The sequence below is a fragment of the Escherichia sp. MOD1-EC5433 genome (genome assembly GCF_002966005.1).
GTDB lineage: Bacteria > Pseudomonadota > Gammaproteobacteria > Enterobacterales > Enterobacteriaceae > Escherichia > Escherichia ruysiae.
Window position 1 is genome coordinate 672,795 of the sequence record NZ_PTRL01000001.1, and the last position, 26,367, is coordinate 699,161.

The 26,367-nt window shown below is 46.9% G+C and carries 20 protein-coding genes and 1 tRNA gene; 11 read left to right on the forward strand and 10 right to left on the reverse strand.

Annotated features, from left to right (window positions below; all coding sequences use genetic code 11):
* Positions 1–76 precede the first annotated feature (76 nt).
* Entirely contained in the window at positions 77–1,855 is a 1,779-nt protein-coding gene (locus tag C3D30_RS03400; protein WP_000424616.1) for a sigma-54 interaction domain-containing protein, read from the forward strand.
* Between the two features lie 39 nt (positions 1,856–1,894).
* On the opposite strand, the gene xdhC is transcribed toward C3D30_RS03400, so the two are convergent.
* From xdhC to xdhA, 3 genes are read right to left on the reverse strand one after another with little or no spacing between them, the layout of a single operon-like run.
* Positions 1,895–2,374, reverse strand: a complete 480-nt coding sequence (gene xdhC, locus C3D30_RS03405) for a xanthine dehydrogenase iron sulfur-binding subunit XdhC (protein WP_105286463.1) — start codon at positions 2,372–2,374, stop codon at positions 1,895–1,897.
* Complete coding sequence (xdhB, locus tag C3D30_RS03410) at positions 2,371–3,249, reverse strand: xanthine dehydrogenase FAD-binding subunit XdhB (protein WP_105286464.1); 879 nt, start codon at positions 3,247–3,249, stop codon at positions 2,371–2,373. The genes xdhC and xdhB overlap by 4 nt, the downstream gene beginning before the upstream one ends.
* Positions 3,250–3,259: 10 nt before the next feature.
* On the reverse strand, positions 3,260–5,557 hold the full coding sequence (xdhA, locus tag C3D30_RS03415) for a xanthine dehydrogenase molybdenum-binding subunit XdhA (protein WP_105286465.1): 2,298 nt from the start codon (positions 5,555–5,557) through the stop codon (positions 3,260–3,262).
* A gap of 389 nt (positions 5,558–5,946) precedes the next feature.
* Here xdhA and actS point away from each other — a divergent pair, with 389 nt between their 5' ends.
* Both actS and C3D30_RS03425 read left to right on the forward strand, forming a co-directional pair.
* On the forward strand, positions 5,947–6,702 hold the full coding sequence (gene actS / locus C3D30_RS03420) for an amidase activator ActS (protein ID WP_016159652.1): 756 nt from the start codon (positions 5,947–5,949) through the stop codon (positions 6,700–6,702).
* Positions 6,703–6,780: 78 nt separating this feature from the next.
* Positions 6,781–6,854 (forward strand) — tRNA-Gly (locus tag C3D30_RS03425).
* A gap of 182 nt (positions 6,855–7,036) precedes the next feature.
* Here C3D30_RS03425 and C3D30_RS03430 read toward each other — a convergent pair.
* From C3D30_RS03430 to C3D30_RS03450, 5 genes are all read right to left on the reverse strand, one after another.
* On the reverse strand, positions 7,037–8,443 hold the full coding sequence (locus tag C3D30_RS03430) for a winged helix-turn-helix domain-containing protein (protein WP_105286466.1): 1,407 nt from the start codon (positions 8,441–8,443) through the stop codon (positions 7,037–7,039).
* Positions 8,444–9,085: 642 nt separating this feature from the next.
* Positions 9,086–9,568 carry a YqeJ family protein gene (locus C3D30_RS03435; RefSeq protein ID WP_000199214.1) on the reverse strand — a complete coding sequence of 161 codons (483 nt, stop codon included), beginning with the start codon at positions 9,566–9,568 and terminating at the stop codon, positions 9,086–9,088.
* A complete protein-coding gene (locus C3D30_RS03440) occupies positions 9,555–10,370 on the reverse strand; it encodes a winged helix-turn-helix domain-containing protein (protein ID WP_105286467.1) in 816 nt (271 codons plus the stop codon). Before C3D30_RS03440 ends, C3D30_RS03435 begins: the two co-directional genes overlap by 14 nt.
* Before the next feature lie 334 nt (positions 10,371–10,704).
* On the reverse strand, positions 10,705–11,337 hold the full coding sequence (locus tag C3D30_RS03445; protein ID WP_010354900.1) for a helix-turn-helix transcriptional regulator: 633 nt from the start codon (positions 11,335–11,337) through the stop codon (positions 10,705–10,707).
* Between the two features lie 458 nt (positions 11,338–11,795).
* On the reverse strand, positions 11,796–13,025 hold the full coding sequence (locus C3D30_RS03450; RefSeq protein WP_000036850.1) for an amino acid permease: 1,230 nt from the start codon (positions 13,023–13,025) through the stop codon (positions 11,796–11,798).
* Positions 13,026–13,281: 256 nt separating this feature from the next.
* Here C3D30_RS03450 and C3D30_RS03455 point away from each other — a divergent pair, with 256 nt between their 5' ends.
* The 5 genes from C3D30_RS03455 (at position 13,282) to ygeA (ending at position 18,930) form a co-directional block, all read left to right on the forward strand.
* The gene (locus C3D30_RS03455; RefSeq protein WP_000656049.1) at positions 13,282–14,463 is read left to right on the forward strand and encodes an acetyl-CoA C-acetyltransferase; all 1,182 of its coding nucleotides are present in this window, start codon (positions 13,282–13,284) and stop codon (positions 14,461–14,463) included.
* A 284-nt stretch (positions 14,464–14,747) separates the two neighbouring features.
* On the forward strand, positions 14,748–15,584 hold the full coding sequence (gene kduI, locus C3D30_RS03465; protein ID WP_000383242.1) for a 5-dehydro-4-deoxy-D-glucuronate isomerase: 837 nt from the start codon (positions 14,748–14,750) through the stop codon (positions 15,582–15,584).
* 29 nt (positions 15,585–15,613) lie between these two features.
* Entirely contained in the window at positions 15,614–16,375 is a 762-nt protein-coding gene (gene kduD / locus C3D30_RS03470; protein ID WP_000602499.1) for a 2-dehydro-3-deoxy-D-gluconate 5-dehydrogenase KduD, read from the forward strand.
* A gap of 315 nt (positions 16,376–16,690) precedes the next feature.
* Positions 16,691–18,109 (forward strand): arabinose-proton symporter AraE, encoded by a 1,419-nt coding sequence (gene araE / locus C3D30_RS03475; RefSeq protein ID WP_000256428.1) that lies wholly within the window; start codon positions 16,691–16,693, stop codon positions 18,107–18,109.
* A 128-nt stretch (positions 18,110–18,237) separates the two neighbouring features.
* Positions 18,238–18,930 carry an amino acid racemase gene (gene ygeA, locus C3D30_RS03480; RefSeq protein WP_000848676.1) on the forward strand — a complete coding sequence of 231 codons (693 nt, stop codon included), beginning with the start codon at positions 18,238–18,240 and terminating at the stop codon, positions 18,928–18,930.
* 4 nt (positions 18,931–18,934) lie between these two features.
* Here ygeA and lysR read toward each other — a convergent pair whose 3' ends face one another.
* A complete protein-coding gene (gene lysR / locus C3D30_RS03485; protein ID WP_000741843.1) occupies positions 18,935–19,852 on the reverse strand; it encodes a DNA-binding transcriptional regulator LysR in 918 nt (305 codons plus the stop codon).
* A 254-nt stretch (positions 19,853–20,106) separates the two neighbouring features.
* Here lysR and lysA point away from each other — a divergent pair, with 254 nt between their 5' ends.
* Positions 20,107–21,369: a diaminopimelate decarboxylase gene (gene lysA, locus C3D30_RS03490; RefSeq protein WP_105286468.1), complete on the forward strand. Its 1,263-nt coding sequence runs from the start codon at positions 20,107–20,109 to the stop codon at positions 21,367–21,369.
* A gap of 6 nt (positions 21,370–21,375) precedes the next feature.
* Here the strand turns inward: lysA and galR are convergent, their stop codons facing one another.
* Positions 21,376–22,407 (reverse strand): HTH-type transcriptional regulator GalR, encoded by a 1,032-nt coding sequence (galR, locus tag C3D30_RS03495; RefSeq protein ID WP_105286469.1) that lies wholly within the window; start codon positions 22,405–22,407, stop codon positions 21,376–21,378.
* A gap of 586 nt (positions 22,408–22,993) precedes the next feature.
* Here galR and aas point away from each other — a divergent pair.
* Both aas and lplT read left to right on the forward strand, forming a co-directional pair.
* On the forward strand, positions 22,994–25,153 hold the full coding sequence (gene aas / locus C3D30_RS03500) for a bifunctional acyl-ACP--phospholipid O-acyltransferase/long-chain-fatty-acid--ACP ligase (protein ID WP_000899033.1): 2,160 nt from the start codon (positions 22,994–22,996) through the stop codon (positions 25,151–25,153).
* Positions 25,146–26,339, forward strand: a complete 1,194-nt coding sequence (gene lplT, locus C3D30_RS03505; protein WP_000004643.1) for a lysophospholipid transporter LplT — start codon at positions 25,146–25,148, stop codon at positions 26,337–26,339. Before aas ends, lplT begins: the two co-directional genes overlap by 8 nt.
* Positions 26,340–26,367 lie beyond the last annotated feature (28 nt).

The window sequence follows — 26,367 nt, forward strand, 5'->3', positions numbered from 1 at the left end:
AGTTAATATCGTCATGACCTGTGAACCATCAACGTCTTCAATGATCGACTTTTAAGTGATTCTGGAAGGTAAAGCTATGGAGCTTGTTACTACGCAGTCAGTATTGATGCAAATTCAACCAACAATTCAGCGTTTTGCCAGAATGCTAGCCAGCGTTTTGCAGCTTGAGGTTGAGATCGTTGATGAAAACTTGTGTCGCGTCGCTGGAACTGGCGCATATGGGAAGTTTCTTGGGCGCCAGCTAAGTGGCAATTCACGTTTGCTCCGCTATGTCCTGGAAACCAAAACCGAAAAGGTTGTGACACAGTCTCGCTTCGATCCCCTTTGTGAAGGTTGTGACAGTAAAGAAAATTGTCGTGAAAAGGCATTCCTGGGCACGCCCGTTATTCTGCAAGATCGTTGTGTCGGAGTAATAAGTTTGATTGCTGTTACTCATGAGCAACAAGAACATATCAGTGATAATTTACGCGAATTTTCAGATTACGTTCGCCATATATCTACTATTTTTGTCTCGAAACTTCTGGAAGATCAGGGGCCAGGAGATAATATAAGTAAAATATTCGCTACCATGATCGATAATATGGATCAGGGAGTGTTAGTTATCGATGAAGACAATCGTATTCAGTTTGTTAACCAGACTGCATTAAAAACTCTTGGTGTTGCTCAAAATAATATGGTTGGGAAACCTATTCGTTTCAGACCATTAACATTTGAGAGTAATTTTACTCATGGACATATGCAACATATCGTTTCGTGGGATGATAAAAGTGAATTAATAATTGGTCAGTTGCATAACATCCAGGGGCGACAGTTATTTTTGATGGCGTTTCACCAGTCACATACCAGTTTTTCTGTGGCGAACGTTTCTGATGAACCGCATATTGAACAATTAGTGGGTGAATGCCGGGTTATGCGGCAATTAAAACGACTCATTAGCCGTATCGCGCCCAGCCCATCCAGCGTAATGGTGGTCGGGGAAAGTGGCACCGGTAAAGAAGTTGTCGCTCGTGCAATTCATAAGTTGAGTGGAAGACGGAATAAACCCTTTATTGCTATCAACTGTGCCGCGATCCCGGAGCAGCTTCTGGAAAGTGAGCTGTTCGGTTATGTCAAAGGCGCTTTTACGGGTGCTTCTGCCAACGGCAAAACAGGGCTGATTCAGGCGGCGAATACGGGCACGCTGTTTCTCGATGAAATTGGCGATATGCCATTAATGTTGCAGGCAAAATTGTTACGAGCTATTGAGGCGCGTGAAATTCTGCCGATTGGTGCCAGCAGCCCAATACAGGTCGACATCCGCATCATTTCTGCAACTAACCAGAATTTGGCTCAGTTTATTGCTGAAGGTAAGTTTCGTGAGGATCTCTTCTATCGCCTGAATGTTATTCCGTTAACGTTGCCGCCTTTGCGTGAACGTCAGGAAGATATTGAACTGTTGGTGCATTACTTTTTACATCTGCATACCCGTCGTCTGGGGTCGGTTTATCCTGGCATTGCTCCTGATGTTGTTGAGTTGCTGCGTAAGCATTATTGGCCTGGAAACCTGCGAGAGCTAAGCAATTTGATGGAATATCTGGTCAACGTTGTTCCTTCAGGTGAAGTCATTGACAGCACACTCCTGCCGCCCAATCTGGTAAATAACGGCGTGACAGAGCAAAGTGAGAGCCCAGAAGCCAGCGAAGCACATTTGGCACTTGATGATGCTGGTGGTACGGCGCTGGAGGAGATGGAAAAACAGATGATCCGCGAGGCGCTTTCACGTCATAACAGCAAGAAGCAAGTTGCTGATGAACTGGGAATCGGCATTGCTACGCTCTATCGTAAGATTAAAAAATATGAATTGTTAAGTGCGTAACCGCAGTAAATCCGGCCTGCATTCAGGCCGGATTTCGTTTTACTTCGTTTCCTCGCAGTCCAGCACTGTATTCACAATCATCTGATAACCGGTGCAGCGACAAAGATTTCCCGCCAGGCCGCGACGAATTTCCGTAATAGTTAATGGTTTCTCGCGTGGTTTTGCCAGCATTGCCGTGGTGGCCATAATCAACCCGGGCGTACAAAAGCCACACTGTACCGCGCCTGATTTCGCATAAGCCTGTTGTACATGAGAAAGTTTGCCGCCTTTTGCTTCGCCTTCCAGCGTGCGTATCTCTTTTCCTTCAGCCCAGGAGGCAAGGTATAAGCAGCTATCTATCGCGGTGCCATCAACCAGCACAGTACACGTGCCGCATTCTCCAACGCAGCATCCTTGTTTGACGCTAAGTAATCCTTGTTCACGGAGTAGCTCTGAAAGCGGCATACCCGGCGCGGCGCGGAGCTGAAAAGGCATACCGTTAATGACGCATTCAATGGTAATTGTTTCGCTGTGGTTCATTGCAGTTTTCCCCCTGCCGCAGCGACGGCTTCGCTAATGACTTTTTGGGTCATCGTCTGGATAAGATGCAGACGAAACTCTTTACTCGCACGCCATGAGGAACGCGGGGCGACGTCTTGCAGGACAGACTCGCTGATGGCTTCCAGCGTTTGCAGGTTCAGTGGCGCGTTTTGTGCAGCCTGTTCGGCGTGTTGGCAGCGAATCGGCGTTGGAGCGGCAACACCAAATGCCAGGCGTAATTCACTGAAACCTCCATTATCCAGCCGACAATACGCGGCGCAGCCAATCGTTGAAATATCCATTGCGTCGCGCATGGCATATTTAAAATGCGCGCTACCAGCATGTTCTTTCGGTTGTGGTGGAAAATGAAAGGCGACAAGAATTTCGTCATGCTCAAGAGAGACTTTGCCTGGCCCTATGTGAAAGCCATTAATCGGGACGAAACGAACTCCACGCGGTGAGTGGATCTCCAGCTTCGCGTCATAAATCAGCGTTGGTGTGGCGGAGTCTGCGCTGGTGGCACCGTTGCAAATATTTCCACCGTAGGTAGCGACATTACGGATCTGCGGTCCGGCAATTGACGAAGCCGCAGCACATAACGCCGGAAGATGATGCTGGGTTAACGGATCTTCAATGAGCTGAGTAAATGTCGTCGCGGAGCCGATTCGTAGCGCGCCATTTTCCTCCTGCGTAATTCCCCGAAGCTCCGCCAGATTGTGAATATCAACAATATGGCGATAACGGTCATTGTGATGATGGAGCTGAATCAGTACGTCAGTGCCACCGGCGAGCAGTTTTGCCTGCGGATTGTGGGTCAGCAGGTTGATGGCATCGGCAATGGTGGTCGCGCGATGGTAAGAAGCAAAATCAAACATGATGTTATCCTCAAATCAATCCTGCCAGATGGAACTCTTCGTATAACCGTTTTGGCGTCAGTGGCAGTGTATTGATTGCAACACCGGTAGCCATCTTCACCGCGTTACGAATAGCAGCGGCAACAGGAATGATTGGTGGCTCACCCAGTGACTTATGTCCGTATGCGGATTGCGGTTCATTGATTTCGACAAACGCACTTTCCAGTTGTGGCAGATCCGGCATGGTCGGCATTTTGTAATCCAGCAGATTTGGGTTACGTACCACGCCGCTTTTCGCGTCGATGATCATCTCTTCAAATAGCGCCCAGCCAATGCCCATTCCCATCCCGCCGTGTACCTGGCCTTCTGCCAGTAGCGGATTAAGAATATGCCCCGAATCATGAACGTTGAGGATGCGGTTGATAGTGACTTTGCACAGCGCAATATCGACTGTAAGGTCAACAAAGGTGCAGCCAAACGCCGGTGGGTTAGTGGTAGTTTTGATAGAACTTTCTGCAGAAAGCTGTCCGCCACGCTCGGGATGATAAAACGCATCCATTGCCAGATCTTTTAATGACAGCAACGGCTCTTCTGGTCTTTCAACCAGCACGATTTGGCCTTTTATCAGGGTCAGATTCATCGCTGACTGATGTAGCATGACTGCGGCGTGAGCGATGATTTTCTCTTTCAGCAGCAGCGCCGCACTGCGCAACGCTGGCGCGGCAACGTAGCTCTGACGTGATGCAAACGCGCCGGGGTCGAATGGTGTAATATCGGTGTCTTGTGTCGAAATTACGCGGACATCGCTGACCGGGACACCCACGGTTTCTGCCACCATTTGTGAGAACACGGTGTCGGCACCCTGACCGATTTCTGTAGCGCCGCTTTGCACGTTGATGGTTCCATCCTGATTCATCAACAGGCGTGCGCCCGCGATTTCCACCCCGACAGGCCAGGTGTTAGAGGTGTAGCTAAAACAGGCAACGCCAACGCCTCGCCGCAAATTGCCTTGCTGGTTCCGGCACTCTGCACGGCGTTTTTCCCATTCAAAGATTTTCTGCCCTTTTTCAAGACACTCTGGTAATCCTGCGCTGTAAATACGTTTGCCCGTGAGCGGATTTGCATCGCCTTCTCGAGCAGCATTACGTAAACGGATTTCTACTGGGTCTAGTTCTAACGCGGTAGCGGCGTCATCCAGCATTGATTCGACAGCAAAAACGACTTGCGGTGCGCCATAACCACGCATCGCGCCTGCCGAGGGCAGATTGGTATAGCAGGTCTTTGAACTGTAGGCATAAGCACAACGAGGATAAAGGTAAGCGACTTTGTTACCGCCTGCGGAAGCGATGGAGTGACCGTGGGAGGCATAAGCGCCGGTGTTGGACAGAACATCCAGACTATAACCTTTCAACGTACCATCACGGTTCACGCCCATTTGCCCATCAATGGTAAAGGCGTGGCGGGTTCGGGTTGCGAGAAAACACTCTTCACGGCTAAGGGAAACTTTCACCGGAATGCCCCCGAGCTTGCTGGTCAGGAAGGCCGCCATAGGCTCTTCCAGCACATCCTGTTTATTACCAAAACCGCCGCCGACAAACGGTTTGATGACTCGAACACATGACCAGGGAATATCCAGCGCCTGACCGACAACGCGGCGAACAATATGTGGGATCTGCGTACTGGAGACGATGGTAATTCGCGAGTCATCCTCCATCCATGCCAGTGAGGTCACACTTTCCATATGGCAATGCTGAATGACCGGTGTTTGATAATGCCCCTCGATCTTGTAATCTGCCGCATCGATTGTTTGCTGGACATTGCCCGTCGACATCATGCTTTGTTTAAGTAAATTGCCGCCGTTATGGATTGGTGCTGCGTCTTCTGCCAGTGCCGCTTCTGGTGTGGTGATAACGGGTAATTCTTGCCACTCAATGCTGACTAGTTGCGCCGCTTTTTCTGCCGTGAGCTCATCGCGAGCCACGACAATGGCAACGGCATCACCATGATGACGAACATGGCGGGTTAACAGTGCGCGATCGGCGGTATCGCGTTTATTTTCGTCAAGTGTCCAGGCATGTCCTGCCGTAGCGAATGGGATATCCGGTACATCCTCCCAGGTAAAAATCGCCAGTACGCCCGGCAGGCTTCTGGCCTTTTCATCGTCAATATTTACGGCATAACCATGTGCGATAGGGCTACGTACATATTTTGCGTAACACATGCCCGCCATAACATAATCATCAGTATATCGTGCCCGCCCGGTAACCTTAGCAATGGCATCTACGCGCATACATGATTCACCTGTAGCGGTTGCTTCCCGCGCTTCCATAGAAATCCCCTTGATTTGAACATTTGGTTCTTATGGCAATGATTTAGTCTTTGCAGGCAAGAATTACGCCAGAAACGACTATAAGCATGGGGGGAGGAGGGAAGTGTGATGTTGTTAATAAAACGCCAGGGATGATGCGTTTTTATCAGCAAAGAAAGAGAGGGCTGTGTATCAATATGAGTGTGATAAAAATCATTGTGATAAATGAATATTAGGCGACAGTCAGGATGCCTTCTTTTGCGTTATGATGATGTGCAAATGGGGGATCGCTATCCTAATGGATTCATTAACAATTCTTGATTTGTACATCCATTTTCCGAGCAATGGATTGGGTATCTGACAGGTGGCTGCTATGATATAGCGTCTTGTTTTTTGAGCGAGGAAAGATTTTGAGCGCAGGACGCCCGAATAAAAAAACGCTGGGTATCGTGATGCTGTTATCGGCAGGGCTGCTTCTGGCGGGCTGTTCTGGTAGCAAATCATCAGACACAGGAACGTATTCCGGCTCCGTTTACACCGTGAAACGGGGGGATACGCTTTATCGTATTTCACGCACCACGGGAACAAGCGTAAAAGAACTTGCCCGACTCAACGGCATTTCTCCACCCTATACCATCGAAGTTGGTCAAAAGTTGAAGCTTGGTGGGGCAAAAAGTAACCGCAGCTCGAGAAAAAATACAGCCAAATCAACGACGAAAACAGCGTCAGTCACTCCACCACCAGTGGTTCCGAAATCTTCATGGCCGCCCGTCGGACAACGTTGCTGGTTATGGCCAACGAGTGGAAAAGTTATCATGCCTTACTCAATGGCAGATGGCGGCAATAAAGGGATTGATATTGCTGCAGCGCGCGGGACGCCAATATATGCAGCCGGCGCCGGTAAGGTGGTGTATGTCGGTAACCAATTACGTGGCTACGGTAATCTCATCATGATTAAACACAGTGAAGATTACATCACTGCTTACGCTCATAACGACACGATGCTGGTAAACAATGGGCAAAATGTTAAGGCTGGGCAAAAGATAGCGACGATGGGCAGTACGGATGCTGAATCTGTGCGGTTACATTTCCAGATTCGTTACCGTGCTACGGCGATTGATCCTTTGCGCTACTTGCCGCCACAGGGCAGTAAACCAAAGTGCTGATGGTGAATTAATCAGCAGTCAGTAGCAAGGCACTTGCTAAGAAGAGCGTAAGGTTTATAATGCCTTACGCATTTTAAAGCGGGCGTAGTTCAATGGTAGAACGAGAGCTTCCCAAGCTCTATACGAGGGTTCGATTCCCTTCGCCCGCTCCAGTTTTTATATCCTCATTTATTTTTCTTTTTTTATCGAAACTTTCCATTCTTTTAATGTGCTTACATCAAGTATGGCTGAATCAAATAACAACAATCAAAAATAAGTAGAGCTTGTGTGCTCCTCGACATTAGCAGTCATAAACGAGTTTGCATTCGTTATACCAGTCGAGGATTATCACGACTCACGCTACTGCACATTGACTATTAAAATCGATATTATTATTAGTTTTTGATAATTGCTTTAATTTTTGGATGTTATTAATAATAACTAAATAGCATTCTTTCTCTGTTCCTTGATAAACGTGTGTGCATTTTTTATTCTGTGTTGCAGAAATATATGCATTAATGCATTTTTTTATTACCACAGCTTTATGCATATCAGGTTCAAGTAACAGTGCCTGGTCTATACAAGCAATTGCATCCTCAATTTTATCGTTATATATATTTACCAGTGCACGATAATAGTATAAGGCGGCGATATCTAATATTTGTGTCTGCGCATGTTCAAAAAAAATACGTGATGTCGTTGCTTGTCCGGAAAGACCAGTTATCAATCCCATGATTCCTGAAATCTTTCCATCACAAATAGTTTTATCTGACACCTTATCTATAAATGCTAATGCTTTTTGAGTTGCATCTTTGTGCTCATTCATACCATGAAGAGCCAGGGATATATAGCATTCAGCCAACAGGCAATGACACTCATTTATTAGAGACGGAATATTGTGTTTTTTTTTCAGGTGTTCAAATATCGTTATTGCTTTGACAATACTTTCAGGCGTGAACTCATTTAGCGCGTTTTTTCCGTTAGACATTTCTTTTGATAAAATATGGTCATTAAAAGAATCGCGTTGATTAATCAAGCCCTGTGCAGCTTTAGGCTTCTTCATAGCCAGATACAAGTTACTTATTATAAATTGTGATACTTTTTGTATATCATCCGCTTGCAGATGTGTGCTGGCAACAAGATAAAAACTTTTTGCATCGATCACCTCAACATATAAACTATTTGATGTTCCATGTTGGCTGATTCTTCCGGTTATAAAATAATCTGGTTTGAATCTGGCCAGAAAAGCTGTTTGAGATTTATTATCTATACAATATTGGGTTGCTGCCAGTGGGTATATATAAAGGTCATCATTTTTTTGGTTTGAGATAAGTTGTACAAGATTCTGATTTAGTGTTAATGGATCATGATGACTGTGAGACGTTGTAAATGGAAATAAAGCAACCGTACTTCCTTCTTCATTATTTTGGTTCCCTTTTATTTTGAAAACTTGCCCACTGAATCGATAGCCTTTCCTGTATATGGTTTCTATACAGCGGGTATAACCGATGCGTTCAAAAATACATCTTAATGAATATATACACCGTGTAAGGGACTCGTCACTTACAATCACATTTTTCCACACGGACTCAATGATCATATCTTTTGATACAACATTGCCAGATGATTCAAGCAATACAAATAATACGCCAAGCTCTTTCGGAGGTATGTAAGATTGCTCATTCCCTTTTGTAAGAATACCATCTTCTGTAAGAATTATTCCATCAGGAAAATGATATGAAAACTTAATTTCTAAATCCATTAGCTAACCCCTGTAAAGTTTATAGTTATTTACGTCCTGAATGAGTAATAGATATAACTGATATTCATATATGTTTTATTAAACTGTATATGATTTTGTATATATAAAATTCCATGACTGTTTGCATTAATTTATAGAGGATTTTTTCGAATGTAACCTGAAATGTCCTTAATTAATGCTTTTTAATCATGTTTCTACGTAACTAATTGAAAGGCAATGATAAACTGACGCGGCTATCATTCCTTAACTGAGTGCTGATTTTGATTTAAGATAAGAAAACATAGTCAGGTAACAGCTATATATCGAGTTCTAACCTTGTTTGTGAACGTTATAGTAACGATATCTTTCTCTGGCAATTTATTATTGTTTTTGATATGCTAGATATGAAAAATATTTGTTTGTTTTTTTCACCATCATATATATCACCATTTTACAATGGAGTATTCTCACTGGTGATATTTCCTTCAAATTAATATCGGCAAGGCGTTAATTTGAAGATTGAGTGTCATACTGAGAGAAGGGGAATATATTGCTAATGTTTTTAGGGAGTGGAAGGTTGCTATATAGATATGTATGGTTATAAAAAATTATAGAAATATTGCATGTGTTATTTTTAATATTTTTATTTCGACCGTGTCAGGGTTACCTTGCACAGTACATAATCGCTCTGTTACTAATGTTAAAAAGAAAACCGCGATTACCCTGTGTTTGTATATTATAGCTTATCATTTTTCCTGAAAAGACATAGAAGTCAGGAAGGAGTAGTGCGAGTTTATTATCTTCAACTTGATCAATAATATCGAACTTATTTATTTTGTTGGAGGTGAGATGCAACGTATTATAATTTTCAGTCCATGTATATTCAATATCACGTCGAATTGCTTTATAAGCCTTTGTGTTTTGTTTCCATGTACCGCTGAGTGCAACTATACCTGTCTTTTTGTTTTTATTATACATAAAGTCAAGAGTAAGATTGGCTTGTCCCTGGTCATTAAAAATAACCCAGTTAGCTGTACATTTTTCATTGTATGCGATTTGCTGTTTAGAATAATGATAGGTAATAAAAAGAACAAATCCGCTAATAAAACATAAAATAAGTATCAGGGCTTTTTTATAACGAGTCACGATTAATCCCACGATAAGACAAAGTTAAACAACCTGCAACTTCGTTATTTCTATAGCTTTTTTTGCAGGCCATAACAATCAAGCCCGGAAACGATCTGGCCAGAGGGAAATATAGCCATGGATATTTCTTGCAGTCAATTCCTGACGCTAATATATGCTTTTTATATTTATCAAAATCTTTCAGGCCATTAATGCTATCTTCTGTTATATTAAAATGACAACCATTTATTTCTGCAACAGTCCTGTAATCTCTAAAGAATGGTTTGGGTTGATTATTATTCCATAGTAAAAATGCGGTAAGCAAACCCACACCAAATGCACTTAACATGAGTAAATAAAATTTAGAGTGCCGGAGTATGTTCCTGACATGATTATCTGGAGCAGAATTTATCTCTTTAACCCCATCTGTAACGTTCAAACTGAGGGGAGAGTTGTGCTTTTGGACATCTATTGCAGAGAGGGGGGTATGATTTTCTATGTTGATATCGTTATTGAGCTTGAACCCTTTTCTCGGCACGGTTGCAATAAGCGAATGAGTCGTATCACCAACCGCGCGAAACCCACGCCTGATAATCGATATGTTTTGGTATAACGTGTTGACCGGTACACGCATACCTTCTTCTTCCCAGACTCTGGAGAAAAAGTCCTGCTGGGCGACCACATCTGGAAAAGCTTCGAGTAGCAACGATAAACACCTGCTTGCGGGCGTTGTCAGAACAACGTTCAACTCGGCGTCATGTACCGAAATTAATTTCTTGTGTTCCGGCCAGAACTCAATATTATTGTTAATAATCCAGTACATAGGTCAATAAAACACAGCATCAAGAAAATTCAAATGAGATAGTTTGGTAAGTATATTAGTATTCATCTAATAAATATATATTAATTTTATATTCATTATGACAATTATAATTGCAATATATTAATGCAACTTAAATAACCATGTGTGTTAACAAATTTAACGGTTATAACGTCTACTTTTATGGTTTTTTCTCTCATGAATTTTTGAAATAGCACACAAAATTCACATGATTAAACTAAAAATTAACAAGCGGACTTGAAGCTCATCGTATAAAACACGGGCATTATTATAAATGCCCGTATATACAATAATTATTTTTGTGGATAGTTACGTTTCAATGCTGAACTGAGTTTGAACGTATAAATAATTCGTTTATTTTACCACCCATCCTTTTTTCAATTCTTTGCTTGTAGGCGTAGATGCTACGGATATCCATGTCGAGAGTGTCTGCAATCTGATATGGATTATAGCCAGAGACCATATGCCCCATTATGGTGAACTCCATTTGAGTCAACGTATTGCCTCTGGTAAATGACAGGTAACGACCAATAAACAACTGCCTGATCTTCTCGTTAGCAACATCCAGTCCATCATCATTATATATAATGGCTGATATTGCGGGGTTGTGTTTTCTCCAGTAATTAGCAAGAGATTGCATATTCCTGTCGCTTATCAACACAATTCCCATTTCCGTACTTGCAAGATACTCAATCCAGTCTTTATCCAGGAAAAGACGTAAAAAACTTACTGAAAAATCCACAAAAATGTATCCGCTTAATCGAGCATTGTGATTTTTACTTAATATGCCTTCAACCACGCCACGATTAAAATACGAACTATCTTCGGGCCACATACAAAAACAGGCGTTTGCACAATACTGCAGGCGAGGTGACTTTTCTGGCATTATTTGGCAATGCATTGAGCAACTATTGCATGTAAGACTTTTATATCTACTACAAAGTCTCATGTTAATAACCTCCCTATTCATAGATAATCGCATAATTTCATTGGTTATTGATGATGTCAATACACTCTGATTTAATAAGCTTTTAATTGGAATTTGCGTTTAATCTGTATTTGATATTATTCTCAATAAGATATTTAAGAATACATCATTAAGTTTTAAATATGGCTTGATTTCACTCATTTAACCATGTTTGGCTTATCGCAAATCAGATAAATGCTTAATGCATTAGGAATATCTATACTGCAAATTGTTTTCGAATAACCAGACGATATCGTGTAAATCTAAGTGACGCATCTTAAATAGTCTTATTTAAGATGTTCAGATTTTTACTGAGGATAACAGCTTGATATTGTTTGTTTATGCTATAGATAGTCAGGAGGGTGATTAATGGTGGAGAGGCATTGTAAGAACTGGAATGGTTCAAAATAATGACTATTTTGAACCATTCTCATCAGCGATTAACTAAAGAACATTACCGACACGCACAGGATACCCACGATCAACGTAATTAGATTTCCGATGGAGCGCCAGGGTTTAAGGGCTGGAATGAGATACGTAGACAGTGTTGGCATGATAAAAAGAATCATGGCAATGAGCGGACCACTGATCGCGTAAATCATCGAAATTGCGTTAGGGTTGATGCAGCAAACGATGAAAGTAATCAACGATACCAACATAATTGACAGCGCGCGGTTAAATGCACGGCTTTTTTTAACGCCCGCCTGCTGTAACGTGGTTTTGACTAATTCCGTCGCACCTTCAATAACGCCAAAGTAGGTGCCTAAAAATGATTTAGACATTGCAACTACCGCGACTATAATCCCGGAAATTGACAACCATGCAGGGGAATTTGGCAGCATAGACAGTGCCGATAAAATGGTGACGCCTTCCTCTTTGGCTGCCTCAATATATGAAGGTGGAATTGATAACAGGCAGCTAAACACGAAGAACAGCACGCTCACACAGATGATGAGATAAGCGACCTTCATAATTTTTTTGCATTTATCCATAGCGTGTTCGCCGTATTTTTCTCGTCTGTCGATGGCAAACGTAGAAATAATCGGAGTATGGCTAAAGGCGAAAACCATCACGGGAATCGATATCCATATCTGGTGAAGGGTATTCTGATTGAACTCTACCTGGGTTGTTAATAAAGAAGGCTGCCAGCTACCGACCAGGTAGATGGAAAGAAATAAGAAGTAAGCAATCAGCGGGAAAACCAAAAATCCCATTACCCGAATTGTGGCATGACGCCCCATCAGAAAAATAAGATTCAGGATTAACACAACGCCAAGACTCACCAGCATACGGATGCGTAGATCAATGACCATATGCTTCGCCAGCTGTTCAGTGAGTGAGTTGGTGATTGCCACTGCGTATATCAGTACAACGACAAAAAAGGCAATGAAGTACAGAGTGGTAATCAGATTACCGATCTTCTTGCCATAGTAGTGAGTTACCGCGCCAGTGATCCCTTCGCCTGCCGATGTTTTTGAAGAAAGGATGAACTGGCACAAGGCCTTATGTGGCCAATATGTTAAAGGCCAGGCGACCAGTGCAGTAATAAACAGGACCACCGCTCCTGCTGAACCTAATTGAATAGGAAGGAAGAGCGTGCCTGCGCCAACGGCTGTGCCGTAGAGTGCGAAGCTCCAGAGAGTTTCTTCTTTTGACCAAATTTTAGACATTATTTGAACGTATCATCTACAAATTAAACAAAATGGAGGGCAATTTACCATAAACCAGGCCGGACATGGGAGATTAACGCTATATCAACCTCTGGATTGGTGTGTTAGTAGATGCAAACCTTGCGTGCCAGTCAGATATCATCGCCCCTTCTTACGGTAAATTTCCTTTGTGATAAAAATCACTTTTTTTAAACATTTTGGATAATTGAAATTAACAATCATTTACTATTGCGCTGTTAATTGGTGCGAGGTTGTGATGAAAGATGTTGTGATTGTCGGTGCGTTACGAACACCTATCGGCTGCTTTCGTGGCGCGTTGGCTGGTCATTCTGCGGTAGAATTAGGCAGTCTGGTCGTGAAAGCATTATTAGAGCGCACCGGCGTTGCTGCACATGCGGTGGATGAAGTGATTCTTGGACAGGTTCTGACTGCCGGGGCAGGGCAGAATCCAGCACGGCAATCTGCCATTAAAGGTGGTCTTCCCAACAGCGTTTCGGCAATAACCATTAATGATGTTTGTGGTTCCGGGCTAAAAGCTTTGCATCTTGCTACTCAGGCGATCCAGTGTGGCGAGGCTGATATTGTTATTGCCGGTGGTCAGGAAAATATGAGTCGTGCGCCACATGTTTTGACTGATAGCCGCACCGGAGCACAGCTTGGCGATAGCCAATTGGTTGATAGCCTGGTGCATGATGGCTTGTGGGATGCATTCAATGATTACCATATTGGTGTCACTGCCGAAAATCTGGCGCGCGAATATGGTATCAGTCGTCAGTTACAAGATGCCTACGCACTTAGCTCACAACAGAAAGCGCGAGCGGCCATTGATGCCGGACGATTCAAAGATGAGATCGTCCCGGTCAGAACGCAAAGTAACGGGCAGTTACTGATTGTTGATACCGATGAGCAGCCGCGTACTGATGCCAGTGCCGAAGGGCTGGCTAGTTTAAATCCGTCATTTGATAGTCACGGTTCTGTTACCGCAGGAAATGCCTCATCCATCAATGATGGCGCAGCTGCGGTAATGATGATGAGCGAAGCCAAAGCACATGCGTTGAATTTACCCGTGCTGGCACGTATTCGCGCCTTTGCCAGCGTTGGTGTTGATCCTGCACTGATGGGTATTGCTCCTGTGTATGCGACTCGCCGTTGCCTGGAGCGTGTAGGCTGGCAGCTGGCTGATGTTGATCTTATTGAGGCTAATGAAGCATTTGCCGCGCAGGCGCTTTCTGTTGGCAAGATGCTTGAATGGGATGAACGCCGGGTCAATGTCAATGGCGGCGCGATTGCATTGGGTCATCCGATTGGCGCCTCTGGTTGCCGCATTTTGGTTTCTTTGGTTCATGAAATGGTGAAACGCAACGCTCGTAAAGGATTGGCTACACTCTGTATTGGTGGTGGTCAGGGGGTGGCGTTAACTATTGAGCGTGACGATTAGATCTGTATTTCTTCCTTATCAGTTAAACCTCTACCGCCATCAAGCTGCTTTATAATGATGGCTGGCACGTCTATGCATATCCCATATAGAACCTGACTTTTTCCTTTCCCCGGCTTATTCGTGATCGACACTACACTTTTCACAATCGCCTTCTTAAAAATGAAACAATGTTTTATTTTTAATTGAAAAGAGCACATCACGGGCTTATCATCCTTCAATAGAAAAACGAAACGATGTTTCATAATCGTTCTAATTTCACACTTCAATGATTATCGGAGGTTGATGTGGACGTAAGACAGAGCATCCACAGTGCGCACGCGAAAACGCTGGATACCCAAGGGCTGCGCAATGAATTTTTGGTTGAAAAGGTATTCGTCGCGGATGAGTACACCATGGTTTACAGCCACATTGACCGTATTATTGTTGGCGGCATTATGCCGGTAGCAAAAACGGTTTCCGTTGGCGGGGAAGTAGGAAAACAACTGGGCGTGAGCTACTTTCTTGAGCGTCGTGAGCTGGGCGTTATCAATATTGGCGGAACCGGTACGATTACCGTCGATGGCCAATGTTATGAAATCGGTCACCGCGACGCCCTCTATGTTGGTAAAGGTGCAAAAGAAGTTGTTTTTGCCAGCATTGATAGCGCCACTCCGGCGAAGTTTTATTACAACTGCGCACCTGCTCACACGACGTATCCCACCAAAAAAGTCACGCCGTCTGAAGTGTCTCCGGTTACGCTGGGCGATAATCTCACCAGTAACCGCCGCACGATTAACAAATACTTTGTGCCGGATGTGCTGGAAACCTGCCAGTTGAGTATGGGGCTAACGGAACTGGCACCGGGAAACCTGTGGAATACCATGCCGTGCCACACCCACGAGCGCCGGATGGAAGTTTACTTCTATTTCAACATGGACGATGACGCCTGCGTTTTCCACATGATGGGGCAACCGCAAGAAACGCGTCACATTGTGATGCATAACGAACAGGCGGTGATTTCCCCAAGCTGGTCTATCCATTCAGGTGTAGGAACCAGGGCTTATACCTTTATCTGGGGCATGGTCGGTGAAAACCAGGTCTTTGATGATATGGACCACGTTGCCATTAAAGATCTGCGCTAGTCGCGGATATATATGAATAAGGTATTCTCATGATTTTAAATGCATTTTCTCTTGAAGGTAAAGTTGCAGTTGTCACCGGTTGTGACACTGGGCTGGGGCAGGGAATGGCGTTGGGTCTGGCGCAAGCGGGCTGTGACATTGTTGGCATCAACATTGTTGAGCCAACAGAGACCATTGAACAGGTCACTGCGCTGGGGCGTCGTTTTTTAAGCCTGACCGCCGATCTGCGTAAGATTGATGGTATTCCAGCACTGCTGGATCGTGCAGTGGCAGAATTTGGTCATATTGATATCCTGGTGAATAACGCCGGTTTGATTCGCCGCGAAGATGCTCTCGATTTCAGCGAAAAAGACTGGGACGATGTGATGAATCTGAACATCAAGAGCGTGTTTTTCATGTCCCAGGCGGCGGCGAAGCACTTTATCGCGCAGGGCAATGGCGGCAAGATTATTAATATCGCGTCAATGCTTTCATTCCAGGGCGGGATCCGCGTGCCCTCATATACCGCATCAAAAAGCGGCGTAATGGGTGTGACGCGCCTGATGGCGAACGAATGGGCAAAACACAACATTAACGTTAACGCGATTGCTCCGGGTTACATGGCGACCAACAATACTCAGCAACTGCGGGCTGATGAACAGCGTAGTGCGGAAATTCTGGATCGTATTCCAGCGGGGCGTTGGGGGTTGCCGAGCGATCTGATGGGGCCGGTGGTGTTTCTGGCGTCCAGTGCTTCTGACTATGTTAATGGCTACACCATTGCCGTGGATGGTGGCTGGTTAGCACGTTAATTCATTTTGCTTACATTTATGACCCTGTCACATTGGCAGGGTTTTTTATTTCCGATAATCAACATAATCCATATCATGGCTATTAAATAATCCATATTAATTATCAATTGATAAGTTTTGTTGGTTTTATCTGCTTTAAAATTAGTTGCTTAATAATAATGTCATTAATTTCACTTAATTTTAAAAGTGTAATGTCCATCACATAACTGCATGTGGCAGCAATTTAATCCATATTTATGCTATTTCCGACCTGACACCTGAGTTAATTGTTCACGTATTTTTTCACTATGTCTTACTCTGTGCTGGCAGGAAAAAATGGTTACTATCAATACGGAATCTGCTTTAACGCCGCGCCCTCTGCGTGATACGCGGCGTATGAATATGTTTGTTTCGGTAGCTGCTGCGGTCGCGGGATTGTTATTCGGTCTTGATATCGGGGTTATCGCAGGTGCATTACCGTTTATCACCGATCACTTTGTGCTGACCAGTCGTTTGCAGGAATGGGTCGTCAGTAGCATGATGCTTGGCGCAGCAATCGGTGCGCTGTTTAACGGCTGGCTGTCATTCCGTCTGGGACGTAAATACAGCCTGATGGCTGGTGCTGTGCTGTTCGTACTGGGCTCAATAGGATCAGCGTTTGCCACCAGTGTCGAAATGTTAATCGCGGCCCGTGTGGTTCTGGGGATTGCGGTGGGGATTGCCTCTTACACTGCGCCACTGTATCTCTCTGAAATGGCGAGTGAAAAAGTACGTGGCAAGATGATCAGTATGTACCAGTTAATGGTCACGCTTGGCATCGTTCTGGCGTTTTTATCCGACACAGCATTCAGCTATAGCGGTAACTGGCGCGCAATGTTAGGTGTTCTTGCCTTACCGGCAGTTGTGTTGATTATTCTGGTGGTCTTCCTGCCGAATAGCCCGCGCTGGCTGGCGGAGAAAGGGCGTCATATTGAGGCGGAAGAAGTGCTGCGTATGCTGCGCGATACGTCGGAAAAAGCGCGAGACGAACTCAACGAAATTCGTGAAAGCCTGAAATTAAAACAGGGCGGTTGGGCGCTGTTTAAGATCAACCGTAATGTCCGTCGAGCAGTGTTTCTCGGTATGTTGTTGCAGGCGATGCAGCAATTTACCGGTATGAACATCATCATGTACTACGCGCCTCGCATCTTCAAAATGGCGGGCTTTACGACCACAGAACAACAGATGATTGCGACTCTGGTCGTGGGGCTGACATTTATGTTCGCCACCTTTATTGCTGTCTTTACAGTAGATAAAGCGGGGCGTAAACCGGCACTGAAAATTGGTTTTAGCGTGATGGCATTGGGAACTTTGGTGTTGGGCTATTGCCTGATGCAGTTTGATAATGGTACGGCTTCCAGTGGTTTGTCCTGGCTCTCTGTTGGCATGACAATGATGTGCATTGCCGGTTATGCGATGAGCGCCGCGCCAGTGGTGTGGATCCTGTGCTCCGAAATTCAGCCACTGAAATGCCGCGATTTTGGTATTACCTGCTCGACCACCACAAACTGGGTGTCGAACATGATTATTGGCGCGACCTTCCTGACTCTGCTCGATAGCATTGGTGCGGCAGGTACGTTCTGGCTCTACACTGCGCTGAACATTGCGTTTGTTGGCATCACCTTCTGGCTTATTCCGGAAACCAAGAATGTCACGCTGGAACATATCGAACGTAGACTGATGGCTGGTGAGAAATTGAGAAATATCGGTGTCTGATTTCACAGGCCGGATGTGCTGTACATCCGGCCTTTTTTTCGCTAATAGAGATCTGGCACCAGGCCGTTGAGGCGTTTGTCTCGTTCCTTAATCAGCCCTGTTGCGGTAACTCACACCAGGAGAGAGGAATGAAAACAATTGGTTTGCTGGGAGGAATGAGCTGGGAATCCACTATTCCTTACTATCGCCTGATAAATGAAGGCATTAAACAGCGACTTGGCGGGCTTCACTCTGCGCAAGTGCTGCTACATAGCGTCGATTTTCATGAAATAGAAGAGTGCCAACGTCGCGGTGAGTGGGACAAAACAGGAGAGATTCTTGCCAGTGCGGCGCTTGGATTACAACGGGCAGGAGCAGAAGGCATTGTGTTATGTACCAATACGATGCACAAAGTAGCAGATGTCATCGAGTCTCGTTGCTCACTGCCTTTCTTACATATTGCGGATGCCACCGGGCGTGCCATCACCCGTGCTGGAATGACGCGCGTGGCGCTGCTGGGAACGCGCTACACCATGGAACAGGATTTTTATCGTGGACGGCTGGCAGAGCAATTTTCTATCGATTGTCTGGTGCCTGAAGCGGATGAGCGGGCGAAAATTAATCAGATTATTTTTGAAGAGCTGTGTCTGGGGCAATTTACCGAAACGTCACGCGCTTATTATGCACAAGTCATTACTCGTCTCGCAGAACAGGGGGCGCAGGGCGTGATTTTCGGTTGTACTGAAATTGGTTTACTGGTGCCAGAGGAGCGCAGTGTCCTGCCCGTGTTCGATACCACCGCTCTTCATGCCGAGGATGCCGTCGCCTTTATGCTGTCGTAACTCGCTACAAAATAGCGTTAAGTGAGGCAACCAGATTCGGTAAACCTGCCTGTAAGTGCTCACTAAATGCCTGCACCAGTGCTGATGACGGGCGGTGAAGGGGGCGAATCAGGCTAACGGTAAACGGAACTGCAATGCTAAATCGCCGCACCACTAAACCGCTTGCCGCATAATCCAGTGCGGTGAGCGGGTTAACCACGGAAACTCCCGCCCCCGCCCGTACCATCGCGCAGACTGACGCGGCGCTGTGGGTCTCCACAATCATGCGGCGTTTAACCTGATGTTCATTAAATAGTTGATCCAATAACTGGCGATAGCTGTCAGTACGGGAAAGGCTGATGTAATTCTCACCCTGAAAATCTTCCGGCGTTAATACCTCTTTTGCTGCCAGCGGATGCCCCTGCGGTAAAACACAGACTTCATCTAAAGACAGTAATTCAGTACGTTCCGTACCCGCAGGTGTATGCAGCGTCTCGGTGAGGCCTAAATCATGGCGCTGGGCCGAGAGCCACTCTTCAAGTAGCGGCGATTCCTGCGGCACTATGTTTAAGCTGACTTCAGGATAGCGAGCCAGAAACGGTTGCATCAGTGGCGGCAAAAAAGACTGCGAAAAGACCGGCAGGCAGGCAATAGACAGTTCGCCCTGGCGAAACTCGCGCAAACTTTCTGCGGCACTGACAATGCGATCCAATCCGTACCAGGATCGCTGCACCTCTTCGAACAGCCGCAGCCCTTGCACGGTAGGATGTAATCGTCCACGTACGCGCTCAAACAATTTCAGCCCAATCACTTTTTCAAAGCGCGCCAGTTCGCGGCTGACAGTGGGTTGTGAAGTATGTAGCAGTTGTGCCGCTTCAGTCAGGCTTCCGGCGGTCATCACCGCATGAAAAATTTCAATATGACGTAAGTTAACGGCGGCCATCTGCTTAATCTCATTCTTCGGTAATCCATATCATTTTTGCATAGACCTGGCATAAATCGATATTTTTTATTCTTTTTATGATGTGGCGTAATCATAAAAAAGCACTTATTCAGATTGTTGACAATGTGCGCTTTGTTGATGCGCCTACAAGATCATGCAAATTCAATATATTGCAGGAGCCATGTAGGCCTGATAAACGAAGTGCATCAGGCAATGTTTTATTCGCCGTCAGCCTCACTTATTCGGAGTTTGTTATGCCACATTCACTGTTCAGCACCGATACCGATCTCACCGCTGAAAATCTGCTGCGCTTGCCCGCAGAATTCGGTTGCCCGGTTTGGGTCTACGATGCACAAATCATTCGTCGGCAGATTACGGCTCTGAAGCAGTTTGATGTGGTGCGCTTTGCGCAGAAAGCCTGCTCCAATATCCATATTTTGCGCTTAATGCGAGAGCAGGGCGTGAAAGTAGATTCCGTCTCGTTGGGCGAAATCGAGCGCGCGCTGGCGGCGGGATACAATCCACAAACGCATCCCGATGATATTGTTTTTACCGCTGATGTTATCGACCAGGCTACGCTCGAGCGTGTCAGTGAATTGCAAATTCCGGTGAATGCGGGTTCTGTCGATATGCTCGACCAACTAGGCCAGGTTTCGCCAGGGCATCGGGTATGGCTGCGCGTTAACCCGGGGTTTGGTCACGGACATAGCCAAAAAACCAATACCGGCGGCGAAAACAGCAAGCACGGTATCTGGTATACCGATCTTCCCGCCGCACTAGAAGTAATACAGCGGCATCAATTGCAGCTGGTCGGCATTCACATGCACATTGGTTCCGGTGTTGACTATGCGCATCTGGAACAGGTGTGTGGTGCGATGGTGCGGCAGGTTATCGACTTTGATCAGGATTTACAGGCGATTTCTGCTGGCGGTGGGCTTTCAGTTCCTTATCAGCATGGAGAAGAAGCGGTTGATACCGAGCATTATTATGGCCTGTGGAATGCGGCACGTGAGCAGATCGCACATCATCTGGGTCACCCTGTGAAACTGGAAATTGAACCGGGTCGCTTCCTGGTGGCGCAGTCTGGTGTATTGATTACCCAGGTGCGAAGCGTCAAACAGATGGGGAGCCGCCACTTTGTGCTGGTTGACGCCGGGTTTAACGATCTGATGCGCCCGGCAATGTACGGCAGTTACCATCACATTAGCGCACTGGCGGCTGATGGTCATTCCCTTGAGCACGCACCAACGGTGGAAACCGTTGTCGCCGGGCCGCTATGTGAATCGGGGGATGTTTTTACCCAGCAGGAGGGGGGGAATGTCGAAACTCGTGCTTTGCCGGAAGTGAAGGCGGGGGATTATCTGGTACTGCATGATACTGGCGCATATGGCGCGTCAATGTCATCAAACTACAATAGTCGCCCACTGCTGCCAGAAGTTCTGTTTGATAATGGTCAGGCGCGGTTGATTCGCCGTCGCCAGACCATTGAAGAATTACTGGCGCTTGAGCTGCTTTAATTGCGGCTAGTTGCTGGAGGCGTTATGACTTGCCTCCAGCGACGGTGTTGAAACTGAATGGCGACGTACCAGCGTTGGACTAAAGACGTTGGTAATTTCAGGAAGCGGGTGATTGTTCGCCAGTGCCAAAGCCAGTTCGGCAGCCTGAGTCGCCATCGTTACAATTGGATAGCGTACTGTCGTCAAACGCGGACGTACATAGCGCGATACCAGCACATCATCAAAGCCAATCAATGAAATCTCACCCGGTACATCAATACCATTATCATTGAGTACACCCATCGCGCCTGCCGCCATTGAATCGTTATAACAGGCCACGGCAGTGAAATTTCGCCCCCTTCCCAGCAGCTCAGTCATTGCCTGTTCGCCGCCGCTTTCATCCGGTTCGCCAAAAGTTACCAGCCGATCATTGGCCGGAATACCGCTTTCGGTAAGGGCATCGTAATAACCCTGCAGACGATCTTCGGCGTCAGAAATAGAGTGGTTAGAGCAGAGATAACCAATGCGAGTATGGCCTTGTTGAATCAAATGACGCGTCGCCAGCCAGGCGCCATAACGATCGTCCAGTGCGATGCAACGATTCTCAAACCCCGGAAGGATCCGGTTGATCAGCACCATGCCGGGCATTTGTTTCATCAACGCTGTCAAATCGGCATCGGGAATCATTTTGGCATGAACGACCAGTGCGGCGCAGCGATGGCGGATCAACTGCTCAATGGCCTGACGTTCTTTTTGCTCGTTGTGGTAACCATTACCAATCAATAAAAAATTACCCGTGTGATAAGCCACCTGTTCAACCGCTTTCACCATTGCGCCGAAAAAAGGATCGGAGACATCGCCAACAATCAAACCAACGGTTTCGGTGGCCTGTTGTGCCAGCGCCCGGGCGTTGGCGTTCGGGTGATAGCTAAGAGACTCCATTGCACTATGTACAGCCAGCCGGGAAGCTTCGCTGGCTTTGGGAGAATTATTAATGACGCGGGAAACTGTGGCGACTGAAACGCCTGCCAGTCGGGCTACATCCTTTATGGTCGCCATGAAAATACCTTTGTGGGTAAACGCTTACATTCTGTCAGTGTTACGGAAAACGTCCGTTGGTTCAAGGGGTGTGGTACTTTCAGCGCGGGGAATGTGAGCGAAACGCAAATAAGTAAGACAAAAAAAGAGATTGCAAACCTTTGGTTACACTTTGCGAAACGCTGTTGCGATTGACCGCTGGTGGCGTTTGGCTTCAGATTGATAAAGTGGTGATCCCAGAGGTATTGATAGGTGAAGTCAACTTCGGGTTGATCACATGAATTACACCAACCTGCGCAGATGCGCAGGTTTTTTTTGTCTGTCATCAATCTGTAACAGTAACCGATAATTTACACACCTGGTTGCATTTCCCTTCACTCCTTTGCGTTTTCTCGCTGGCGAACAGTCTGTGTGCAGACCACAATCAAGATCCCAGAGGTATTGATTGGTGAGATTATTCGGTACGCTCTTCGTACCCTGTCTCTTGCACCAGCCTGCGCGGATGCGCAGGTTTTTTTTCGCACCCATTTTACTGTCGCTCGCGTTCTCCTTCTGGTGTAATCTCGCACCATTCGCTTTTACTGAAGAATGAGCAAAGGGAGTTGGAATGCTTTTTAGCTTTTTTCGTAATTTGTGCCGTGTCCTGTACCGTGTTCGCGTGACAGGCGACACGCAGGCACTGAAGGGCGAGCGCGTTCTTATCACGCCCAATCACGTCTCATTTATTGATGGCATATTGCTGGCACTGTTTTTACCCGTTCGCCCTGTTTTTGCCGTTTACACCTCCATCAGCCAGCAGTGGTATATGCGTTGGCTGAAATCATTTATCGACTTCGTTCCCCTCGACCCGACGCAACCTATGGCAATTAAACATCTGGTACGTCTGGTGGAACAGGGGCGACCGGTGGTGATTTTCCCTGAAGGACGAATCACGACAACCGGCTCGCTGATGAAAATCTACGATGGCGCGGGTTTTGTCGCTGCGAAGTCAGGTGCGACAGTCATTCCAGTGCGTATTGAAGGGGCGGAACTTACGCACTTCAGCCGCCTGAAAGGTCTGGTTAAACGTCGCTTGTTCCCGCAAATTCATCTGCATATTTTGCCACCAACGCAGGTACAGATGCCGGATGCGCCGCGTGCCCGTGACCGTCGCAAAATCGCTGGCGAAATGCTGCATCAAATTATGATGGAAGCGCGTATGGCAGTGCGCCCGCGTGAAACGTTGTACGAATCCTTTTTGAGTGCGATGTACCGTTTCGGTGCGGGTAAAAAGTGTGTCGAAGATATCAATTTTACCCCTGACACCTATCGTAAATTACTTACCAAAACGCTGTTTGTCGGGCGCATTCTTGAAAAATACAGTGTTGAAGGGGAACGCATCGGCTTAATGCTGCCCAATGCGGGCATCAGTGCGGCAGTGATTTTCGGAGCCATCGCACGTCGTCGCATTCCAGCAATGATGAACTACACCGCCGGGGTAAAAGGGCTGACCAGCGCCATTACGGCGGCTGAAATCAAAACCATCTTCACTTCCCGCCAGTTTCTCGATAAAGGCAAACTCTGGCATCTGCCGGAACAGCTAACTCAGGTACGTTGGGTCTATCTGGAAGATTTAAAAGCGGATGTCACCACTGCCGACAAAGTGTGGATCTTCGCGCATCTGCTGGTGCCGCGCCTCGCACAGGTAAAACAGCAGCCAGAAGAAGAGGCGCTGATCCTCTTTACCTCCGGTTCTGAAGGTCATCCGAAAGGTGTTGTCCATAGCCATAAAAGCATTCTGGCGAACGTCGAGCAGATTAAAACCATTGCCGACTTCACCACCAACGATCGCTTTATGTCGGCATTGCCACTGTTCCACTCTTTTGGTCTGACTGTTGGTCTGTTTACGCCACTGCTGACGGGGGCGGAAGTATTCCTTTATCCAAGCCCGCTGCATTACCGCATTGTGCCGGAACTGGTGTACGACCGCAGTTGTACCGTGCTCTTTGGCACCTCGACCTTCCTCGGTCACTACGCGCGCTTTGCCAACCCGTATGATTTCTATCGTCTACGCTATGTGGTGGCAGGCGCAGAGAAACTGCAAGAAAGCACCAAACAGCTTTGGCAGGATAAATTTGGCCTGCGCATTCTTGAAGGTTACGGTGTGACGGAATGCGCGCCCGTGGTGTCCATCAACGTACCGATGGCGGCGAAACCAGGTACGGTAGGGCGTATTTTGCCTGGTATGGATGCGCGACTGCTGGCGGTTCCGGGTATCGAAGACGGTGGTCGCCTGCAACTGAAAGGGCCGAACATTATGAACGGCTACCTGCGGGTAGAGAAGCCGGGCGTGCTGGAAGTGCCCACCGCCGAGAATGTTCGCGGCGAGATGGAGCGCGGCTGGTATGACACGGGCGATATCGTGCGTTTCGACGAGCAGGGCTTTGTGCAGATTCAGGGACGCGCGAAACGCTTTGCCAAAATTGCAGGCGAAATGGTGTCGCTGGAAATGGTGGAACAACTGGCCATTGGTGTTTCACCAGACAAGATGCATGCCACTGCGATTAAGAGCGATGCCAGCAAAGGTGAGGCGCTGGTGCTTTTCACCACGGACAGTGAACTGGCGCGCGATAAACTGCAACAGTATGCCCGCGAGCACGGCGTGCCGGAACTTGCCGTACCGCGCGACATTCGCTATCTGAAACAGATGCCATTACTGGGCAGTGGTAAACCTGACTTTGTCACGTTGAAAAGCTGGGTAGACGAAGCGGAACAACACGATGAGTGAGTCAGTGCACACTAACACTTCGCTGTGGTCGAAGGGGATGAAAGCGGTTATCGTCGCGCAGTTTCTCTCTGCGTTTGGCGATAACGCGCTGCTGTTTGCCACTCTGGCGTTACTGAAAGCACAGTTCTATCCGGAGTGGAGTCAGCCCGTCCTGCAAATGGTGTTTGTAGGTGCTTACATTCTTTTTGCGCCGTTTGTCGGGCAGGTGGCCGATAGCTTTGCCAAAGGTCGGGTGATGATGTTTGCCAACGGTCTTAAGCTGCTGGGTGCTGCCAGTATCTGCTTTGGCATAAATCCCTTTCTCGGCTATACGCTGGTCGGCGTGGGAGCAGCGGCGTATTCACCGGCGAAATACGGCATTCTTGGTGAATTGACCACTGGCAGCAAGTTAGTGAAAGCTAACGGTTTAATGGAAGCCTCCACCATTGCAGCGATTTTGCTCGGTTCCGTAGCCGGTGGTGTACTGGCTGACTGGCATGTCCTGGTTGCTCTGGCAGCATGTGCGCTGGCCTATGGTGGTGCGGTCGTCGCCAATATCTACATTCCAAAACTGGCGGCGGCGCGTCCGGGGCAGTCGTGGAATCTCATCAACATGACCCGCAGTTTCCTGAATGCCTGCACCTCGTTATGGCGCAATGGAGAAACGCGTTTTTCGCTGGTAGGCACCAGTTTGTTCTGGGGAGCAGGCGTCACGCTGCGTTTCCTGTTAGTACTTTGGGTGCCAGTGGCGCTGGGCATTACCGATAACGCTACGCCGACCTATCTCAACGCCATGGTGGCGATTGGCATCGTGGTTGGTGCCGGCGCGGCAGCGAAGCTGGTCACGCTGGAAACCGTTTCACGCTGTATGCCCGCCGGGATTTTAATTGGCGTGGTGGTGCTGATTTTCTCCCTGCAACATGAGCTGCTGCCAGCCTATGCCTTGCTGATGTTGATTGGCGTGCTGGGCGGCTTTTTTGTCGTTCCATTGAATGCGTTACTCCAGGAACGAGGTAAAAAAAGCGTCGGGGCGGGGAATGCGATTGCAGTACAGAACCTGGGCGAAAACAGTGCCATGTTGCTGATGTTGGGGATTTATTCACTGGCGGTAATGGTGGGGATTCCGGTCGTGCCCATTGGCATTGGCTTCGGTGCGCTGTTTGCGCTGGCAATAACGGCGCTGTGGGTCTGGCAACGCCGTCATTAATATTTAACGCCGGGTAACCCCGGCGTTA

Bases quoted from the DNA above. Each gene is read 5' to 3' on its own strand.
- C3D30_RS03400 (WP_000424616.1), top strand. From the start codon at position 77: ATGGAGCTTGTTACTACGCAGTCAGTATTGATGCAAATTCAACCAACA.
- xdhC (WP_105286463.1), bottom strand. From the start codon at position 2,374: ATGAACCACAGCGAAACAATTACCATTGAATGCGTCATTAACGGTATG.
- xdhB (WP_105286464.1), bottom strand. From the start codon at position 3,249: ATGTTTGATTTTGCTTCTTACCATCGCGCGACCACCATTGCCGATGCC.
- xdhA (WP_105286465.1), bottom strand. From the start codon at position 5,557: ATGGAAGCGCGGGAAGCAACCGCTACAGGTGAATCATGTATGCGCGTA.
- C3D30_RS03430 (WP_105286466.1), bottom strand. From the start codon at position 8,443: ATGGATTTAGAAATTAAGTTTTCATATCATTTTCCTGATGGAATAATT.
- C3D30_RS03440 (WP_105286467.1), bottom strand. From the start codon at position 10,370: ATGTACTGGATTATTAACAATAATATTGAGTTCTGGCCGGAACACAAG.
- C3D30_RS03445 (WP_010354900.1), bottom strand. From the start codon at position 11,337: ATGAGACTTTGTAGTAGATATAAAAGTCTTACATGCAATAGTTGCTCA.
- C3D30_RS03450 (WP_000036850.1), bottom strand. From the start codon at position 13,025: ATGTCTAAAATTTGGTCAAAAGAAGAAACTCTCTGGAGCTTCGCACTC.
- C3D30_RS03455 (WP_000656049.1), top strand. From the start codon at position 13,282: ATGAAAGATGTTGTGATTGTCGGTGCGTTACGAACACCTATCGGCTGC.
- kduD (WP_000602499.1), top strand. From the start codon at position 15,614: ATGATTTTAAATGCATTTTCTCTTGAAGGTAAAGTTGCAGTTGTCACC.
- araE (WP_000256428.1), top strand. From the start codon at position 16,691: ATGGTTACTATCAATACGGAATCTGCTTTAACGCCGCGCCCTCTGCGT.
- ygeA (WP_000848676.1), top strand. From the start codon at position 18,238: ATGAAAACAATTGGTTTGCTGGGAGGAATGAGCTGGGAATCCACTATT.
- lysR (WP_000741843.1), bottom strand. From the start codon at position 19,852: ATGGCCGCCGTTAACTTACGTCATATTGAAATTTTTCATGCGGTGATG.
- lysA (WP_105286468.1), top strand. From the start codon at position 20,107: ATGCCACATTCACTGTTCAGCACCGATACCGATCTCACCGCTGAAAAT.
- galR (WP_105286469.1), bottom strand. From the start codon at position 22,407: ATGGCGACCATAAAGGATGTAGCCCGACTGGCAGGCGTTTCAGTCGCC.
- aas (WP_000899033.1), top strand. From the start codon at position 22,994: ATGCTTTTTAGCTTTTTTCGTAATTTGTGCCGTGTCCTGTACCGTGTT.
- lplT (WP_000004643.1), top strand. From the start codon at position 25,146: ATGAGTGAGTCAGTGCACACTAACACTTCGCTGTGGTCGAAGGGGATG.